This window comes from Rhizobium sp. WYJ-E13, assembly GCF_018987265.1.
Classification (GTDB): domain Bacteria; phylum Pseudomonadota; class Alphaproteobacteria; order Rhizobiales; family Rhizobiaceae; genus Rhizobium.
Window position 1 is genome coordinate 3,935,367 of the sequence record NZ_CP076853.1, and the last position, 15,727, is coordinate 3,951,093.

The 15,727-nt window shown below is 57.1% G+C and carries 13 protein-coding genes; 5 read left to right on the forward strand and 8 right to left on the reverse strand.

Translation table 11 applies throughout. The features are described from left to right. Nucleotides 1-39: 39 nt before the first annotated feature. The gene (locus tag KQ933_RS19490; RefSeq protein WP_216756379.1) at nucleotides 40-477 is read left to right on the forward strand and encodes a thermonuclease family protein; all 438 of its coding nucleotides are present in this window, start codon (nucleotides 40-42) and stop codon (nucleotides 475-477) included. A 32-nt stretch (nucleotides 478-509) separates the two neighbouring features. On the opposite strand, the gene acs is transcribed toward KQ933_RS19490, so the two are convergent. Beyond that, complete coding sequence (acs, locus tag KQ933_RS19495) at nucleotides 510-2,465, reverse strand: acetate--CoA ligase (protein ID WP_216756380.1); 1,956 nt, start codon at nucleotides 2,463-2,465, stop codon at nucleotides 510-512. 233 nt (nucleotides 2,466-2,698) lie between these two features. Here acs and KQ933_RS19500 point away from each other — a divergent pair, with 233 nt between their 5' ends. Beyond that, on the forward strand, nucleotides 2,699-3,400 hold the full coding sequence (locus KQ933_RS19500) for a DUF1013 domain-containing protein (protein WP_112544952.1): 702 nt from the start codon (nucleotides 2,699-2,701) through the stop codon (nucleotides 3,398-3,400). A 155-nt stretch (nucleotides 3,401-3,555) separates the two neighbouring features. On the opposite strand, the gene KQ933_RS19505 is transcribed toward KQ933_RS19500, so the two are convergent. The 3 genes from KQ933_RS19505 to KQ933_RS19515 form a co-directional block, all read right to left on the reverse strand. Further along, the gene (locus KQ933_RS19505) at nucleotides 3,556-4,926 is read right to left on the reverse strand and encodes an IS1182 family transposase (protein ID WP_216755122.1); all 1,371 of its coding nucleotides are present in this window, start codon (nucleotides 4,924-4,926) and stop codon (nucleotides 3,556-3,558) included. A 100-nt stretch (nucleotides 4,927-5,026) separates the two neighbouring features. Continuing rightward, entirely contained in the window at nucleotides 5,027-5,962 is a 936-nt protein-coding gene (locus KQ933_RS19510; RefSeq protein WP_216756381.1) for a flagellin, read from the reverse strand. Nucleotides 5,963-6,377: 415 nt separating this feature from the next. After that, nucleotides 6,378-7,037 carry a YggS family pyridoxal phosphate-dependent enzyme gene (locus KQ933_RS19515; RefSeq protein ID WP_216756382.1) on the reverse strand — a complete coding sequence of 220 codons (660 nt, stop codon included), beginning with the start codon at nucleotides 7,035-7,037 and terminating at the stop codon, nucleotides 6,378-6,380. 196 nt (nucleotides 7,038-7,233) lie between these two features. Here KQ933_RS19515 and leuS point away from each other — a divergent pair, with 196 nt between their 5' ends. From leuS to holA, 3 genes are read left to right on the forward strand one after another with little or no spacing between them, the layout of a single operon-like run. After that, on the forward strand, nucleotides 7,234-9,864 hold the full coding sequence (gene leuS, locus KQ933_RS19520; protein ID WP_216756383.1) for a leucine--tRNA ligase: 2,631 nt from the start codon (nucleotides 7,234-7,236) through the stop codon (nucleotides 9,862-9,864). Beyond that, nucleotides 9,854-10,375, forward strand: coding sequence for an LPS assembly lipoprotein LptE (gene lptE, locus KQ933_RS19525; protein WP_216756384.1), 522 nt, complete (start codon nucleotides 9,854-9,856; stop codon nucleotides 10,373-10,375). The genes leuS and lptE overlap by 11 nt, the downstream gene beginning before the upstream one ends. 12 nt (nucleotides 10,376-10,387) lie before the next feature. Further along, nucleotides 10,388-11,434: a DNA polymerase III subunit delta gene (gene holA / locus KQ933_RS19530; RefSeq protein WP_216756385.1), complete on the forward strand. Its 1,047-nt coding sequence runs from the start codon at nucleotides 10,388-10,390 to the stop codon at nucleotides 11,432-11,434. On the opposite strand, the gene KQ933_RS19535 is transcribed toward holA, so the two are convergent. From KQ933_RS19535 to mnmG, 4 genes are read right to left on the reverse strand one after another with little or no spacing between them, the layout of a single operon-like run. After that, nucleotides 11,435-12,316 carry a ParB/RepB/Spo0J family partition protein gene (locus KQ933_RS19535; protein WP_216756386.1) on the reverse strand — a complete coding sequence of 294 codons (882 nt, stop codon included), beginning with the start codon at nucleotides 12,314-12,316 and terminating at the stop codon, nucleotides 11,435-11,437. It abuts the gene before it with no gap. Between the two features lie 33 nt (nucleotides 12,317-12,349). Continuing rightward, nucleotides 12,350-13,144, reverse strand: coding sequence for a ParA family protein (locus KQ933_RS19540; protein ID WP_216756387.1), 795 nt, complete (start codon nucleotides 13,142-13,144; stop codon nucleotides 12,350-12,352). A gap of 19 nt (nucleotides 13,145-13,163) precedes the next feature. Next, nucleotides 13,164-13,781, reverse strand: coding sequence for a 16S rRNA (guanine(527)-N(7))-methyltransferase RsmG (gene rsmG / locus KQ933_RS19545; RefSeq protein WP_216756388.1), 618 nt, complete (start codon nucleotides 13,779-13,781; stop codon nucleotides 13,164-13,166). Nucleotides 13,782-13,809: 28 nt separating this feature from the next. Next, on the reverse strand, nucleotides 13,810-15,684 hold the full coding sequence (gene mnmG / locus KQ933_RS19550) for a tRNA uridine-5-carboxymethylaminomethyl(34) synthesis enzyme MnmG (RefSeq protein WP_216756389.1): 1,875 nt from the start codon (nucleotides 15,682-15,684) through the stop codon (nucleotides 13,810-13,812). Nucleotides 15,685-15,727 lie beyond the last annotated feature (43 nt).

The window sequence follows — 15,727 nt, forward strand, 5'->3', positions numbered from 1 at the left end:
CCTATTGACTTCCCGGCATGAAAGGAATTTATTCCTCTAATGCTCAAATTGACCCCTATTTTGTTCCTTCTCGCCATGCCGGCTCTTGCGGCAGGGAATGAGATCGACGGACCGGTTTCGGCCGAGATCATCAGGGTCATTGATGGAGATGCGCTGCTGGTCGCCGCGACACCCTGGCCACAGCAGACGATGGAAGTCTATGTCCGAATTCGCGGCATCGACGCACCCGAAATGCATTCGAAATGTCCTGAAGTCAGGAGAGCCGGTATCGAGGCGCAACACGCGCTGGAGCAGATGACCTCAGGCGTTACGGGCATCAAATTGACCGATATCAGTGGTGACAAATATTTCGGACGAATTCTCGCCAATGTCACCTTACCCGACGGGCGCAATCCTGCACGGGATCTGCTCACCTACGGGCTGGTCCGCTCCTATGTTGGCGGCCGCAAACCACGGATTTCCTGCACGGAAGAATGAGGCCGCTCCTCATGGTGGAGCGGCCCTTCAACTCAAGCCGTAGCCTTGTTCTGCCGGTTGGCGATCAGATCGTCGACGACAGCCGGATCTGCCAGCGTAGAAGTATCGCCAAGCGAGCCGAAATCGTCCTCGGCAATCTTGCGCAGGATGCGGCGCATGATCTTGCCGGAGCGGGTCTTCGGTAGCCCCGGTGAGAACTGGATCTTGTCCGGGGCCGCGATCGGGCCGATTTCGGCGCGGACATGTTTGACAAGCTGCTGGCGCAGTTCATCCGTGCCCTCATTGCCCGCCATCAGTGTAACGTAGCAATAGATACCCTGACCCTTGATTGCGTGTGGATAGCCGACGACGGCCGCTTCCGAGACGAGATTGTGCGAGACGAGGGCGGATTCAACTTCCGCCGTACCGAGCCGGTGGCCGGAAACGTTCAGAACGTCGTCGACGCGGCCAGTAATCCAGTAGTAGCCGTCCTCGTCGCGACGGCAGCCATCGCCAGTGAAATATTTGCCCTTGTAGGAGGAGAAATAGGTCTGGATGAAGCGCTCATGGTCGCCGTAGACCGTGCGCATCTGGCCCGGCCAGCTATCGGTGATGCAGAGATTGCCGTCGGCAGCACCTTCCAGCACCTTGCCCTCATTGTCGACCAGCTGCGGCTTCACGCCGAAGAAGGGTTTGGTGGCCGAGCCTGGCTTGAGGTCGGTTGCGCCCGGCAGCGGCGTGATCATGTGGCCGCCGGTTTCCGTCTGCCACCATGTATCGATCACGGGGCAACGCTGATCACCAACGACATTGTAATACCATTCCCAGGCTTCCGGATTGATAGGCTCTCCGACCGTGCCGAGCAAGCGGAGGCTCGCGCGCGAAGAGCGCGTCACGAAATCGTCGCCGGCGCCCATGAGCGAGCGGATGGCCGTCGGTGCCGTGTAGAAAATATTGACCTTGTGCTTGTCGATGATTTCCCAGAAGCGGCCCTGATCCGGGAAGTTTGGCACACCCTCGAACATTAGCGTGGTGGCGCAGTTCGCGAGCGGCCCGTAGACGATATAGGAATGGCCAGTGACCCAGCCGACGTCGGCCGTGCACCAGTAGACGTCGCCGGGGTGGTAATCGAAGACATATTCATGCGTCATCGCCGCATAGACGAGGTAACCACCTGTCGTGTGCAGGACACCCTTCGGCTTGCCTGTGGAACCCGAAGTGTAGAGGATAAAAAGTGGATCTTCCGCCTTCATCTTCACCGGCGGGCACTCAGGCTTCACCTCGGCGACTTCCTGATGATACCAGAGGTCGCGCCCCGGCGCCCAGCCTGTCTTGCCGCCGGTACGGCGCACGACGAGCACCTTGTTGACCGCCACATACTGACGGGCGGCGATATGGATAGCCGTATCCGTATTGTCCTTCAGCGGCACCGGCTTACCGCCGCGGATACCTTCGTCGCAGGTGATGACGAAGGTGGATTCACAGTCGACGATACGGCCGGCCAGCGCTTCGGGGGAAAAGCCGCCGAAAACGACGGAGTGAACCGCGCCGATGCGGGCACAGGCGAGCATCGCGTAGGCCGCCTCCGGAATCATCGGCATATAGATGGTGACCCGATCGCCCTTCTTGACACCATGCTTCTTCAGCACATTCGCCATGCGGCAGACATGCTCGTAGAGCTCGTTATAGGTGATCTTCTTGTCGATATAGGGGTTGTCGCCTTCGAAGATGATGGCGGTCTGGTTGCCGTTCGTCTTCAGGTGACGGTCGATACAGTTATAGGAAACATTGGTCTGGCCGTCTTCGAACCATTTGATCGAGACTTTGCCAGTAAAGGACGTGTTCTTGACCTTGGTATAGGGCTTGAACCAGTCGATGCGCTTGCCGTGTTTACCCCAGAACTTGTCGGGGTTTTCAATGCTTTCTTCGTACCATTGCTCGTACTTGGCCTGATTGATCAGCGCACGGGTCTTCACCGGTTTGGAAACCGGATAGATCTTCTCCGACATGGGAACTCCTCCTCACAAGGCTATGCAATGGCCGATGGTTCCAACGCAGCGACCGGGACTCGAATTGCGCAATTCATATCAGGTAGTCTGATGACGGCAATTAGACAAAGGTCATTTCATTTCTGAAGAATTGCAATTCTGCGACAGTGCGGTTATATAGCGCCATATTTCCCGGACATTGTGGTGACAATCCACGGACCGCGACCGGCGCGGACGATAGAAGGACTATATCCATGGCTCAACAGCTGCTCATGCCGAAGGCGACTGCCATCTGGCTCGTCGACAATACAGCCCTGTCTTTCGACCAGATCGCTCAGTTCTGCAAACTGCATCCGCTCGAAGTCAAGGCGATTGCCGATGGCGAAGCCGCACAGGGCATCAAGGGCCTCGACCCGATCGCCACCGGACAGCTTTCCCGCGATGAGATCGCTCGCGCCGAAGGCAACCCGAACTACAAGCTGAAGCTCTCCGAACCGAAGGTCCGCGTGCCGGAATCCAAGCGCCGCGGCCCGCGCTATACGCCGGTTTCCAAGCGCCAGGACCGCCCGAACGCCATTCTCTGGCTGGTTCGCAACCATCCGGAATTGAAGGATGCGCAGATTTCGCGTCTCGTCGGCACCACTAAATCGACGATCGAGCAGATCCGTGAACGCACTCACTGGAATTCGGCAAACCTGGCTCCGATGGATCCGGTCACGCTCGGCCTCTGCAGCCAGATCGATCTCGACATGGAAGTGGAAAAGGCGTCCAAGGGTCGCCCGCTGCCGACCGCTGCCGAACTCGGCGCAACGCTGCAGTCCGCTCAGGAAACAGAGCGTCTGACACCGAGCTACGAGCGCGAGGAAGAAAAGGAAATCGACGCCGATGCCGTCTTCCGCAAGCTGAGCTCGCTGCGTTCGACGCCTAAGGACGAGGATGAAGACGATCAGTTCTGAGATCGTCATGTCCTGAAATGAATAAACCCCGCCAATGGCGGGGTTCAGACCGCTGACAAACCCGTCGATTTTGTCGGCGGTTTTTTGTCGGAACGCCCGGTGAAGTGACGTTTTGCCGATGAGGTTGGTCTGATGAGAATTACGGCTGTCTGGCCTTATCCCCAGGCTGGCTTTGGGGTCTTGGTCAGCGCTATGGTGATCTTCTTGATGTTCTGGGCGGCAGCGGCCAGCAGGCATTGGCAGCGGACTCTGACGAGGCCTCGGAAGCGGGCGTAGCGGTGGCCGTGAAGTTGTTTGGCGTCGGCAAAGGAACGTTCGACGGTCTCTTTTCGCCGCTTATAGATTGCCTTGCCCCAGGGTGTCTTTCTGTTGGCATCTGTTCGTTCTCGGGCGTCTTGCCAGACATGGCGGGTGATGGTGCGCTCAGCCTTGGCATTGGACGTGCAGGAGGCAAGCAGCGGGCAGTTTCGGCAGATGGCAGGATCGGAGCGGTAGTGCTTGTAGCCGTTGCGGTCGGTGGTGGCATAGGTCAGCAACTGGCCCTCGGGGCAGCGATAGCCGTCCGTCTCGGGCTCGAACACGAACTTCGATTTGCGCATCATCCCGTCCTTGGGTGGGGTGGGATTGCGATAGCCGGTGACGCCGAGGATTTTTCTGTCCTCCAGTCCCTTGGCGATGCCTGATGTCGCATAGCCCGCATCGAGCCCGACCGCGCCGACATGCAAGTCGAAGCGGTCGCGCTGCCGGTCCAGCCGCTCCAGGTAGACGATCGAGTCATGCACATTGGCCGGCGTCACATGCGTGTCGGTGATGATGGCATGGCGACCATCGACGGTCCGATGATCGAGATAAAAGAAGCCCTTGGGCTTGCCGTCGCGCACCATGTAGCCGCTTTCAGGGTCGGTGCGGCTGACCTTGGTTTCCTTCACCTCGGGCTCGCGCGCCTTCTCCTTCAGCGGCTTCTGGCCATGCGCGGCCCGTTCGGCCTCGATCGCCCGGTCAAGATCGGCCCAGTAATCGGCCCGCGATTTCTGGAGCATCTCAAGATCATATTTGCCCTTGTTGGCATTGGCCTTCAGATGCGTGGAATCCGTATACAGTACCGTGCCGTCGACCAGGCCGTGCCGGATCGCCTGCTTCACGATCGCATCGAAGATGTCCTGGACCACGGACGTATCGTTGAAGCGGCGGCGACGGTTTTGCGACAGCGTCGAGGCATCGAAGACCGGCTCAGTCAGCTTCATCCGAAGGAACCAGCGATAGGCGACATTGACCTCGATCTCGCGCACCAACTGCCGCTCCGAGCGAACCCCGAACAGGTAGCCGATGAACAGAGCCTTGAACATTAAGGTAGGATCGAGCGGCGGACGCCCGTTGTCGGCGCAGTAGAGCCCGGCAACACGATCATGGATGAAGGAAAAGTCGATCACCGCATCGATCTTGCGAAGCAGGTGATCCTTCGGCACCAGGCTGTCGAGCGTCACCATCTCGAGAGCCGTTTGTTCGGGAGCAGGTTTCTTCAACATGTCCCAGTGAATCACAAACCCCTGGCTGTGGCCAGGGGTTTGTCAGCAGTCTGAAGCCCGCCAATGGCGGGGTTTTTTGTTGCCGTTCTCCTGCGCGCTATTAGCTGCGGAAGAGCGAGAGAATGTTCTGTGCCGAGGAATTGGCGATCGAGAGCGACTGGATCGCAAGCTGCTGCTGCGTCTGCAGGGCAGAGAGCTTCGAAGACTCTTCTTCCATGTCGGCGTCGACGAGGCGGCCGACGCCTGAGTCGATCGAGTCACCCAGGGCGCTGACGAAGGTTTCCTGCAGCTGAATTCGGGTCGAAATCGAGCCGAGCTGCGAGCCTGCATTCGTCAGGGCCTGGAGCACGAGTTCGACGCCGGAAAGCGCTCCGTCAAGCTGGCCTTGACTGAAATTGGTGATGTCGAGCGCGTAGATCGACGGCATGACGATAACCGTGTTGCCGTAGGTGCCGTTGAATGCAGTGCCAATGATGCCGCTCGTTGTCTGGATCGTGCCGTTGCTGTTCATGCCGAACAACACATTGCCGAGCGTACCGGCATCAAGAACATAGTCCGTCATCTTGACCGAAACGGCATTGGAACCGTCACGGACGAAGGACGAGACGACGCTCTTCGTCCCCGAAGCGCCGGCAACCCAATTTTCACCGGAGAAGGAAGCCGACTGGGCAATACTCACCAGCTGGTCCTGCAGCTGGTCGAGCTCTTCCTGGATCTTGGTCTTGTCGACGCCCTTTTCTGTGGCGGCGACGATCTTCGCCTTGATTTCCATAACAACGTCAATGGCGTTGTCCATCGCAGTATAGGCGGTGTCGACCTTGGCAGCGCCGAGACCAAGAGCGTCGGAAACGGCCGAAAGGGCCTTGTTGTCCGAACGCATGGTCGTTGCAATCGACCAGTAGGCAGCGTTGTCAGCAGCTTTGTCGATGCGATAGCCCGAGGAGACGCGGCCCTGGGTATCCTTGAGGCTGTCGTTTACGCCGCGCAGGGTCTGCAGCGCTGCCATGGCAGCGTTGTTGGTGAGGATGCTTGTCATGTTCCGTTTCCGCAATCAAAGTGAAAGGGGTCATCCGGACAAGTCCGGTAACGGCGACGCTTCATGCAAAACCCGAGAGAGCCGGGTCATTGCCGTTAACGAATGGTTGCGCCTAACATAGTTAATAATTCCTCAATTAGCCTTGCTGAAGATTTAATTTAAGCTCTTATTAGGGCTTGAGGCAGCAATCGATCGGCTTTGGGAAAGTTTCGGAAATCGGCAGGAATTCCCCAATGATTTAAGAAGCTTAGAAAGTTGTCACGGGTGCTGCTCAATGTGAGCTCAACCAGAGAAATCGCCCGCTTAAACTTTTTTTCGTATTAATGAATATTATCGCTTTCCAAACAACGGCCGCTGGATACCCACTCAAATCATGAGTAATCCTCTGATTCGAAGAGCGCTCTTGCGCTATTCGTTAACGTGCGCCGAAAATCGCCGAGCCGACGCGCACGCTGGTGGCGCCAAACGCTATGGCAGTTTCATAGTCGCCGGACATGCCCATTGAGAGCTTTTTCAGGCTGCATTTTTCGGCGAGCTTTGCGAGCAGGGCAAAGTGCGGGCCGGGATTGTCTTCTGCCGGCGGAATACACATCAGCCCTTCGATGGTAAGGCCGAGCTCATCGCGACAAAAGTTTATGAAAGCCGCTGCGTCATCTGGTGCTATGCCGGCCTTCTGTGGCTCCAGACCAGTATTGACCTGCACATAAAGGCGAAGCTCTTTGCCCTGCCGCTTCATTTCCTCGGCTATGGCGCGGGCAATCTTCTCGCGGTCAATGGACTCGATGACGTCGAAGAGCGCAACCGCTTCGGCAGCCTTGTTGGATTGCAGCGGACCGATGAGGTGCAACTCGATGCCGGGCATTTCCTTTTTCAGCTCCGGCCATTTTCCCTGGCTTTCCTGGACGCGGTTTTCTCCGAAGACGCGCTGGCCCGCTTTGATTGCCAGACGGATGGTATCGGCCTCGAAGGTCTTCGAGACAGCCACGAGTTCAACAGAGCGCGCAGAACGACCCGCATCCCGCTCCGCCGTGGCGATCTTGGATCGTACTTCGTTCAACCGCTCTTGAAGTTCCATCGCTCGGCCTCGACATCACACATAATTCACTGGCAATGCACTAATCACCTGCAGTGGCCTTGCCAAGACTTCTCTCCAAGATATCACCCCAAAGCCGAGATCGAACGTCTGAAGCGGCCGCAAAACTTGACGCTTGGTTGGTTTCATGGTGAAGGTCTCGACCAACCTCCCCTGATTTTCCGGAAATTCTGATACCATGGCTACCGAACGTTACAATCCGCGCGATGCTGAGCCCCGCTGGCAGCAAAAATGGAACGAGGAAAAGGTCTTCGAGACCGACAACTCCGATCCGCGCGAGAAATATTACGTCCTGGAAATGTTCCCCTATCCGTCGGGCCGTATCCACATGGGCCATGTCCGCAACTATGCCATGGGTGACGTGGTGGCACGTTACAAACGCGCCCGGGGCTACAACGTCCTTCATCCGATGGGCTGGGACGCTTTCGGTATGCCAGCAGAAAATGCGGCAATGGAGCGCGGCGTACACCCAGCCTCCTGGACCTATCAGAATATCGGCTCGATGAAGGCACAGCTTAAGGCGATGGGCTTGTCGCTGGATTGGTCGCGCGAATTAGCGACCTGCGACGTCGAATACTACCAGCAGCAGCAACACCTTTTCCTGGACTTCCTGGAAAAGGGTCTCGTTTACCGCAAGCAGTCCAAGGTAAATTGGGATCCGGTCGACAACACCGTTCTCGCCAATGAACAGGTCATCGACGGCCGTGGCTGGCGCTCCGGCGCGCTGGTGGAACAGCGCGAATTGACGCAATGGTTCTTCAAGATCACCGATTTCAGCCAGGACCTGCTGGACGCGCTCGATACGCTCGACCAGTGGCCGGAAAAAGTGCGCCTGATGCAGAAGAACTGGATCGGCCGCTCCGAAGGTCTCACGATCCGCTGGGAAATCGTTCCGGAAACCGCACCCGCGGGCGAAACTGAAGTAACGGTCTATACAACGCGCCCGGATACGCTGTTCGGCGCTTCCTTCCTGGCGATCGCCGCCGATCATCCCCTCGCCAAGGAGATGGCGGGCAAGAATGCCGATATCGAAGCCTTCTGCGAGGAATGCCGCCGCGCTGGTACTTCTCTTGCCGCACTCGAGACGGCCGAGAAAAAAGGCATGGATACGGGCATCCGCGTGAAACATCCGCTCGATCCTTCCTGGGAGCTGCCGGTCTATGTCGCCAACTTCGTTCTGATGGATTATGGCACGGGCGCCATCTTCGGCTGCCCCTCCGGCGACCAGCGTGACCTGGATTTCGCTCATAAATATGGTCTGCCGGTCGTGCCGGTCGTCATGCCGAAGGACGGCGATGCCGCAAGCTTCACCGTCGGCGATGTCGCCTATGACGGCGAAGGCGTAATGATCAACTCGCGCTTCCTCGATGGCAAGTCGACGGACGAAGCCTTCCAGGTCGTTGCCGACAAGCTGTCTTCCACCATGCTCGGTAATGCGCCGCAGGGCGAACGCAAGGTCAATTTCCGCCTGCGCGACTGGGGTATCTCCCGCCAGCGCTACTGGGGCTGCCCGATCCCGATCATCCATTGCGATGACTGCGGCGTCATCCCGGTTCCGAAGAAGGATCTACCAGTAAAGCTGCCGCAGGATGTGACTTTCGATCAGCCCGGCAATCCGCTGGATCGCCACCCGACCTGGCGTCACGTCTCCTGCCCGCAATGCGGCAAGGATGCGCGTCGCGAGACGGATACGATGGACACCTTTGTCGATTCGAGCTGGTACTTCACCCGCTTCACGGCACCCTGGGAGAAGCGGCCGACGGACCCGGCCGCAGCCAATCGGTGGCTGCCGGTCGACCAGTATATCGGCGGTATCGAACACGCGATCCTGCACCTGCTTTATTCGCGCTTCTTCACGCGGGCGATGCGCGAGACCGGCCATGTAGACGTCAAGGAGCCCTTCAAGGGCCTCTTCACTCAGGGCATGGTGGTCCATGAAACCTATAGCCGCGGCACCGGCATGCACCGCGAATGGATTTCGCCCGCCGATATCCGCATCGAGGAGATCGATGGGAAGCGCAGCGCCTATCTGCTTGATGGAGGCGAGGAAATCGCCATCGGCTCCATCGAAAAGATGTCGAAGTCGAAGAAGAACGTTGTAGACCCCGACGATATCATCGCGTCCTACGGCGCCGATACTGCGCGTTTCTTCGTTCTGTCCGACTCTCCGCCCGATCGTGACGTCATCTGGTCCGAAGCCGGGGTCGAAGGCGCTCATCGCTTCACGCAGCGCCTCTGGCGCCTGATTTCTGAAGCGGCAGAGGCACTGTCCGCCGTCGAACCCAAGCCGGCAAAGGAAGGCGAAGCACTGGCGATCTCGCAGCTTGCGCACAAGACGCTGAAGGCCGTCCAGAACGATTACGACAGGCTCTGGTTCAACAAGGCAGTCGCCCGCATCTACGAACTCGTCAACGCGCTGGCGGGCCCGCTGACGAAAGTGGCGAGCGGCGAGGGCGATCTAGCTTATCGGGCTGCTATCCGAAACGCGGCCGAGATCCTGGTCCAGCTCGTTGCACCTATGACGCCACACTTGGCCGAGGAATGCTGGATGACCCTCGGCAACAAGAACCTCATCGCCCATGCGGCCTGGCCGGATTATGATGAATCGCTCGTCATCGAAAACGACGTGATCCTTCCGGTGCAGATCAACGGCAAGAAGCGCGCCGAATTGACAATTTCGCGCGACGCAGATCAGAATGCCGTCACCGAAGCCGTGCTGGAATTGGACGCGGTGAAGAATGTCTTGAACGGTCAGGCACCGAAGAAAATCATCGTAGTTCCACAGAGGATTGTAAACATTGTCGTCTGATTTCGCCCGCAAGCTTGCGCGCCGCGCCGGCATCGTAACGATCCTTGCCTCCGCAGCGTTCCTTTCCGCCTGCCAGGTCCGGCCACTTTATTCCGAAAATACCGGCGTTACCGAAAAGCTCGGTTCCGTCGGCTTTTCCGAAGCAAGTACGCGTGTCGGACAGGTAGTTCGCAATCGTCTGATTTTCCTGGCTTCCCGCGGTGCCGGTGAAGTTGAGAAGCCGGATTACATGGTTGATATGCAGGTTTCGTCATACGTTGCCGATACTTTGCTTGTTCAATCCTCCGATACGTCTCGTGCAGGACGCGCGAACGTGACGGTCAGCTATACGTTGCGGACGACGAAAGACAATCAGATCATCAAGGCAGGTAGCCGCTCGGCAACGTCTCTCGTTGACTTCCCGAGCCAGGAATTTGCCAAGCAGCGAGCAATTCTCGATGCGGAAAATCGCGCGGCCAACCAGGCGGCCGAATTCGTGGGAGCGGATCTCGCCGCCGCACTCAGCCGCTAAGGGAGCGGTGGCGTGGCGGAAATCAAATCCCATGAGTTCGAAGGGTTCCTGCAGAAATCCGCACGTTTGTACCGCATCTATCTGATCTATGGTCCGGACCGCGGACTTGTTTCTGAGCGTGCCAGTATGATCGCTGGAAAGACTGGCATCGACCAGAACGATCCCTTCTCTGTCACCAAGCTCGATGTCGGCGATCTTCAGAAAGAGCCTGGCCGGCTGGTCGACGAAGCCCAGTCGATTGGTCTTTTCGGCGGTGAAAAGCTGATATGGGTGAGGGGTGCTGCAAACGAGAAATATCTCGTCGATGCTGTCTCATTTCTATCAGGTGCTTCCCTCGAGGCAGCCAGTATCATCGTTGAAGCAGGCGACCTGAAGAAGGGATCGGCCTTACGCAAGACGGTCGAGGCTGCCCGCAGCACAGCAGTCGCCATCCCCTGCTACGCCGATGATGGCCGCGCACTTAACGCACTGATCGACAGCGAACTCTCCGCAGAACGACTGGGCATAACCCCGGCTGCCCGGCAGGCTCTCATCACCCTGATCGGTGGCGACAGAATTGCGTCCAGAAATGAGATTCGCAAACTGGCGCTCTATTGCCGGGGCATGGGAACGATCGATGATCATCACGTCACCGAAATAATTGGTGACGCTAGCGCCATTTCAGTCGACGATGCTGTTGATGCGATATTAGGTGGCGACAGCAATACCTTCTTGCATGCAATGCAGAAGATCACGAGTTCCAAGACCTCGGTTTTTCTAGTTCTCCAGGCCTGCCTTCGACAATTTCAGCTTCTCGATACGATGCGCGCGGAGATGGATGAGAAGAGACTGCCGCTCGCGCAAGTAATGCAGACGCTAGGCAGGCATCTTCATTTCCGGCGCAAGCCGATTATAGAACAAGCGTTGAAAAGCTGGAGCGCAGACGCTATTTCCCGTGAAACAAAACGTCTGCAGGCCGCTGTCCTACAGACGAGACAGCGGCAAATATTGGAAGACAGCATCGCCATGCAGACGCTGCTCTCCACTACACTGCAATCGGGAAGGCGCCCCCAAGCCTGATTAGCGTCGCTCCAGAAGCCGGCAGACTTCCTCCAGCTGCTCCAGAGACTTGTAGGAAATACGGATCTGGCCGCCACTCGCCTTATGATTGATGGACACATCGAGCCCAAGCGTATCTGACAGCGTACGCTCCAGAGCCAACGTATCGGAATCCTTCTGATTCTTTTGAACGGGCGTCTGGGGCTCCGACTGCGCCTTGATGTCGTTCTGCGCGAGCTTCTCCGCATCGCGTACCGACATGCCCTTAGAGACGATTGTACGCGCGAGTGCGGAGGGATCCGACGTCGAAACCAGCGCACGCGCATGACCTGCGGACAGACTTCCGGCGGCCAGCATGTCACGGACAGGATCAGGCAGCTTCAACAGCCGCAAGGAATTGGCGACATGGCTGCGACTCTTACCGATAATCTCACCGAGATCATTCTGGGTATATCCATATTCGGCAATAAGCTGCTCATAGCCAAGCGCCTCTTCGAGAGCGTTGAGATCGGAGCGTTGGACGTTCTCAACGATCGCAATTTCCAGCGCCGTTTTGTCGTCCACGTCCCTGATGATAACAGGGATTTCGATCAAACCCGCCAGCTGGGCAGCACGCCAACGTCTTTCGCCGGCTATGATTTCATAACGATCCCGCGCCAGTGTTCTGACGACGATCGGCTGCACAATACCATGCTGGCGGATCGAACTTGCAAGATCGTGAAGCTCGGCATCATCGAAGAAACGACGAGGGTTGCGAGGGTTGCGAGTGACGAACTCAATGGGGATCATTCGGTCGGCGCTGACCGCTGACCGCTCCGCCTCAGCCGGAACAGGTTGATCCATTTCGCCTATAAGAGCTGCCAGACCGCGGCCAAGCCGTCTTTTCGATGTATCGTCATTCATGTCCAAAACTCGCTTACGCTGTCATCCACTCTTTCAGGCTGCCAGTCTCTGCCGCTCCCGCTGGATGACCTCCGATGCGAGCTGCAGATAGGCTTGGCTGCCGGCGCACTTCAGATCGTAGAGAATCGCCGGCTTGCCATATGAAGGCGCCTCTGAAACACGGACATTCCGCGGGATAAGCGTGTGATATACTTTCTCGCCGAGATGGGTCCGCACGTCGTTGACGACCTGCTGCGCCAGATTGTTGCGGGCGTCGAACATCGTCAGCACGATACCTTGGATGTCAAGCTGGGGGTTGACCGTCCGCCGCACCTGGTTGACCGTCTCCAGCAGTTGGCTCAAACCTTCAAGCGCAAAGAACTCGCACTGCAGCGGCACCAGTACCGAATGGGCAGCCGCCATGGCATTCATCGTCAGGAGGTTGAAAGAGGGCGGGCAGTCGAGGAGGATATAAGAAAAAGACATCGCCTCTAAAGAGGACAATGCCTTCCTGAGCTTGAAGACGCGATCGCTCTGCTGGGAGATTTCCATCTCGACCCCGAGAAGATCCATCGTCGACGGGACAATAAAGAGATTAGGAACAGCCGTTTCCAGCGCGGTCTCAGCGACGCCAGCGTCCCCAATCATCAGATCGTAAGAGGAAAGCTTACGATTGCGACGATCGATACCCAAACCGGTGCTTGCATTACCCTGTGGATCCAGATCGATAATCAGCACCCGCTCACCGATGGCGGCGAGGGCGGTTGCCAAATTGATTGCGGTGGTCGTCTTACCAACACCACCCTTCTGATTTGCGATGGTGATAATCCGATTACGTTCGCCAGCCATTGCCGCAATATCCGCTTTGTTAAACCAAGCGCCGGAGATTTGATATTTCGAGAATTACAGAATCTTGCTCAACAGCGCTATTGTGTTCTAGCAGATCGAAGGTCCAGCGACCATGCGCTTTCTGGATTTCCCTCTGGTAATCCCGGCCTTTATGAAAAAACGCGCGGCTATTTTCCTTGCCAACCATCCAGGGCGACGCAAATTCGATCAGCTTTTCGAGATCAGCGAGAGCTCGAGCGGAAATAGCATCGCAGGCAGGGACAGTAGCTGGTGCATCCTCGATTCGGATAGCATGCACCTCGCCTCTCGCGCCGGTTTCTCGCAGGGCGGTGCGCAGAAATGCTGCCTTCTTGTTGTTGCTCTCCAACAGATGGACCCAGCCGGCTCGCTGTTCCGCCAGGAAGATCGCGGTGATCACTCCGGGGAAACCGCCGCCACTCCCGAGATCGACCCAAGTTTGAGGGCGAGGGGAGATCTGGAAGATTTGTGCGCTATCGGCGATATGCCGGCTCCACAGATCGTCCATAGTGGAAGGAGCAACAAGGTTGATCGCCTTGGCCCATTTTGTGAAAAGCTCCGCGAAATACTGCAGACGCTGCTGTGTTTCACGTGAAACACGTAAACCGTTTAATTCCATTCCTGAAGACTCTCAAACCTTGCAGTCGCTATGCGACTTGCTTACCGGTACCCTCGCCACGACGCAGATATACCAGCAAGAGCGAAATTGCCGCTGGTGTCATGCCCTCCACCTTAATAGCCTGAGCGATATTAGCGGGCTTTTGTACACTGAGCTTATTCTTCAATTCGTTCGAGAGCCCCGACAAAAGGCTGTAATCAAAATCACCAGGGATCAAACGCGCCTCATCTCGTCGCTGTACTTCAATAGCCGCAGCCTGACGGTCCATGTAGACCGAATAGCTTGCTTCAATCTCCAGCGCCTCCACCACCTTCTTGGAGAAAGAGCCCAAACCCTCCCATATCTTGCCCAGATCCTCAAAACCATATTCGGGATAGGAAAGAAGTTCATAGGCTGTCCGGCGCTGACCATCCAAATTAAGGTTGAGGCCTGCACGACGAGCCTCGCTAGGCGTTACCGACAGCGATTGGAGCAGTGATCTGATACTCCGGAGTTCGCTCTGATATGCCGCAAACCGGTCGCGTCGATCTACGGAAATACATCCGAGATCGATTGCCATCGGCGTAAGTCGGGCGTCAGCATTATCAGCGCGAAGAGTCAATCGATATTCCGCTCGCGACGTGAACATTCGATATGGTTCCGTAACGCCGCGTGAAGTCAGATCATCGATCATCACACCGATATAGGAGTCCGCGCGGCTGAAGATACAGGGCGCAGAACTGCTGCTCGAAAGCGCAGCATTGAGACCTGCGGCAAGCCCCTGCGCGGCAGCCTCCTCGTAGCCTGTCGTTCCATTGATTTGGCCAGCAAGGAAGAGCCCCGGAAGTCTCTTGACCTCCAATGTCGCCGACAGCTCCCGCGGGTCTACATGGTCATATTCGATCGCATAGCCGGGATGCAAGATTTCCACATGTTCAAGGCCTGGGATTGTTCTGATAAAAGCGGCTTGCACGTCGGCAGGAAGCGAGGTCGAGATGCCATTCGGATAGACGGTGTCGTCATCCAGCCCTTCAGGCTCCAGGAAGATCTGGTGACCATCCCTCTCGCCGAACTTGACGAGCTTGTCCTCGATTGAAGGGCAATAGCGAGGGCCAATGCCTTCGATCTGACCCGAGTACATTGCCGATTTCTGCAGGTTCTCCACGATGATGCGATGCGTTGCCTCGGTCGTCCGCGTAACTCCGCACTCGACCTGCCGATTCACAATGCGATCCGTCATGAAAGAAAAGGGAATCAGTTCATCGTCCGCTGCCTGGCGCCCAACCGATTCCCAATCGATCGTCTTTCCACTCAGGCGCGCGGGTGTCCCCGTCTTTAGCCGACCCAGCTTCAGGCCCAAGCGCCCGAACGTCACCGAAAGCCCCAGGGAAGGCGGCTCCCCCGTGCGACCAGCGGGGGTCTTCTCGTTTCCTATATGGATAAGACCCCGTAGGAATGTGCCTGTGGTGATAACGACGGAAGGGCTCGCAAAAAGCCTTCCATCCTTCATTATTACGCCGGCGACTCGATTATCCCTTATATTTAGGTCAAATGCGTCACCTTCGATTACCTCAAGGTTTTCGATGGCCTCAATGGCATCCAGCATCGCAAGACGATAAAGCTTGCGATCGGCTTGCGTGCGCGGACCGCGGACCGCTGCACCTTTCTTCTTATTCAACATTCGAAACTGGATGCCCGCCGCATCAGCAACGCGGCCCATGAGACCGTCCATCGCATCGATCTCACGCACGAGATGTCCTTTGCCAAGCCCACCAATGGCCGGATTGCAGGACATGACACCAATCGTGTCGCGGCGATGTGTGATTAGAGCGGTTTTCGCACCCATTCTCGCAGCCGCTGCAGCTGCCTCCGATCCGGCATGGCCACCACCGATCACAATAACATCATAACTACTGGCGCTCATGCGCAACTCCAAAAGGTTTCACGTGAAACTATTCGCGTGCGGT

Coding starts and splice junctions, on each gene's coding strand:
- KQ933_RS19490 (WP_216756379.1), top strand. CDS start 40: ATGCTCAAATTGACCCCTATTTTGTTCCTTCTCGCCATGCCGGCTCTT.
- acs (WP_216756380.1), bottom strand. CDS start 2,465: ATGTCGGAGAAGATCTATCCGGTTTCCAAACCGGTGAAGACCCGTGCG.
- KQ933_RS19500 (WP_112544952.1), top strand. CDS start 2,699: ATGGCTCAACAGCTGCTCATGCCGAAGGCGACTGCCATCTGGCTCGTC.
- KQ933_RS19505 (WP_216755122.1), bottom strand. CDS start 4,926: ATGTTGAAGAAACCTGCTCCCGAACAAACGGCTCTCGAGATGGTGACG.
- KQ933_RS19510 (WP_216756381.1), bottom strand. CDS start 5,962: ATGACAAGCATCCTCACCAACAACGCTGCCATGGCAGCGCTGCAGACC.
- KQ933_RS19515 (WP_216756382.1), bottom strand. CDS start 7,037: ATGGAACTTCAAGAGCGGTTGAACGAAGTACGATCCAAGATCGCCACG.
- leuS (WP_216756383.1), top strand. CDS start 7,234: ATGGCTACCGAACGTTACAATCCGCGCGATGCTGAGCCCCGCTGGCAG.
- KQ933_RS19535 (WP_216756386.1), bottom strand. CDS start 12,316: ATGAATGACGATACATCGAAAAGACGGCTTGGCCGCGGTCTGGCAGCT.
- KQ933_RS19540 (WP_216756387.1), bottom strand. CDS start 13,144: ATGGCTGGCGAACGTAATCGGATTATCACCATCGCAAATCAGAAGGGT.
- rsmG (WP_216756388.1), bottom strand. CDS start 13,781: ATGGAATTAAACGGTTTACGTGTTTCACGTGAAACACAGCAGCGTCTG.
- mnmG (WP_216756389.1), bottom strand. CDS start 15,684: ATGAGCGCCAGTAGTTATGATGTTATTGTGATCGGTGGTGGCCATGCC.